Source organism: Streptomyces sp. E11-3 (genome assembly GCF_046540415.1).
GTDB lineage: Bacteria > Actinomycetota > Actinomycetes > Streptomycetales > Streptomycetaceae > Streptomyces.
Genome location: NZ_JAZGRL010000128.1, coordinates 1 through 2059 on the forward strand (window position 1 = coordinate 1; position 2059 = coordinate 2059).

The 2059-nt window shown below is 70.5% G+C and carries 2 protein-coding genes and 1 pseudogene; 2 read left to right on the top strand and 1 reads right to left on the bottom strand.

Going from position 1 to position 2059, the window contains the following annotated elements:
- Nucleotides 1–417 (top strand): annotated as a pseudogene (locus U9R90_RS35775) (serine/threonine protein kinase); the annotation flags it as partial.
- 11 nt (nucleotides 418–428) lie between these two features.
- Here the strand turns inward: U9R90_RS35775 and U9R90_RS35780 are convergent.
- Complete coding sequence (locus U9R90_RS35780; protein WP_411061637.1) at nucleotides 429–1001, bottom strand: dienelactone hydrolase family protein; 573 nt, start codon at nucleotides 999–1001, stop codon at nucleotides 429–431.
- Nucleotides 1002–1031: 30 nt separating this feature from the next.
- Here U9R90_RS35780 and U9R90_RS35785 point away from each other — a divergent pair.
- Nucleotides 1032–2059, top strand: a 1028-nt coding sequence (locus U9R90_RS35785; RefSeq protein ID WP_411061639.1) for a mechanosensitive ion channel family protein, incomplete at its 3' end; no start/stop codon positions are given.

The window sequence follows — 2059 nt, forward strand, 5'->3', positions numbered from 1 at the left end:
TCGTCCCCGTCCCCATCCTCGTCCTCGAAGCCGACCCGGACACCCACCTCGACACCGACCACCGAACCGCCCCCGCCCGCCGACAAGGTGGCCGACACCTGGGTCGCCCAGCTGGCGTCGGTCGACCAGAGCAAGGGCACCGGCGCCCGCGACAAGGCCGTAGCGGCCCTGCGCGCCAAGGGCGTCAAGGACGTCCGGTATCTCGACAGCGGCAAGTACGCCTCACTGCGGGCGGGCTACTGGATGCTCTACACCCCCGGCTTCCGCGACGGAAACGCCGCGGTCGACTGGTGCCGCGGCCAGGGCCTCGGCAGCAACAACCAGTGCGTCGGACGGTACGTCAGCCACCGCGCCGCCGACCGCCAGTACATCTGCGACCCCGCGGCCCCCGTGGCCAAGGGCTGCACCCGCCCGTAGTGCCTACGGACCTACCCCAGCGAGTCCAGGAACCCGAGCGCCAGCTGCCAGGTCTCCTCGGCCGCCTCGGCGTCGTAGTCCGGCAGATCCGGGTCCGTGTAGATGTGCCCGGCGCCCCGGTAGCGGTAGACCTCGACGTCGGCACCGGCCCGCCGCATCCGCAGGTACCAGGCGTTCAGCCAATCGTCGGGCTCGAACGGGTCCGGGTCGGCGACATGCAGCTGCACCGGCAGCTCGTCGACGGCCGCGTCCTCCGCGATGTCCGACGTGCCGTGCAGAAGCAGCAGCCCGCGTGCCTTCTCGTCGCCGAGCGCGAGGTTCTGCGCGAGTGAGCCGCCGAGCGAGAACCCGGCGTAGACCAGACCGGCGTCCGAGTGCGGCGCCGCGGCCAGCACGGCCCGCTTGAGCAGCTCGTCCGAACCGATCTCGTCCTTGATCTTCATGCCCTCCTCGACGGTCTGGGCGCTCCGCCCGTCGTACAGGTCGGGAACGTGCACCTCGTGGCCGGCCGCGCGCAGCCGCTCGGCCGCCGCGTGCACGCCGGGCCGCAGGCCGTAGGCGGAGTGGAAGAGCATGATGTTCATGCGCCCATGGTGCCAGCTACCGTCGACCCCATGGAAAACGTGTTGCGCCCACTGATCGTCTTCGGTGGCTCGCTGGTCGTCACACTGGTGCTCGGCTGGCTGGTGGACCGGCTGCTGGTCCGTGCCGACGGCCGGCACCCGGAGACGCCGCTGTGGGATCTGCTGCGCCGCTGCCGTCTTCCGCTGCAGGTGGTCCTGCTCACCGCGCTGCTGAGGGGGACGTACCGGCAGACCAAGTGGGAGCTGATACAGGATCACAAGGCGGGCATCGGCCAGAGCCTGTCCCTGGTACTGATCGCCGCCAGCGCCTGGCTGGTGGTCGGGATCGCCTCCGCCGCCGTCGAGTCGACCTATGCCCGCTACGCCTCCCAGAGCCGCGATCCGGCCCGGGTCCGCCGGGTCAGGACCCAGGTCACCCTGATCATGCGGATCGTCACCGCGATCGTCGCGGTGGTGGCGGCGGCCGCGATGCTGCTCACCTTCCCGGGGATGCGGACGCTGGGCACCTCGATGCTGGCGTCGGCGGGCATCATCGGCATCGTCGCCGGTGTCGCCGCCCAGTCCACGCTCGGGAACCTCTTCGCCGGTTTCCAGATCGCGTTCGGCGACATGGTGCGGATCGGGGACACCGTGGTGGTGGACGGCGAGTGGGGCACCATCGACGAGGTCACCCTGACGTTCCTGTCGGTACGCACCTGGGACGAGCGCCGGATCATCATGCCGGTGTCGTACTTCACCAGCAAGCCCTTCGAGAACTGGTCGCGCGGCGGCGCCCATATCACCGGCACGGTCTTCTTCCACCTGGACCACAACGCGCCCGTGCACGAGATGCGCGAGAAGCTCCACGACATCCTGCGTGAGTGCCCGGCGTGGGACGGCCGCGACTGGAGCCTGGCCGTCACCGACACCACACCGAGCACGATGGAGGTCCGCGCGGTCGCCACGGCGAAGGACCCGAACGACGTCTGGACGGTACGGGTCACGGTCCGCGAGCAGATGGTCGCCTGGCTCGCCGAGCACCACCCCTACGCCCTCCCCCGTATCGCCACGTCCCCCGC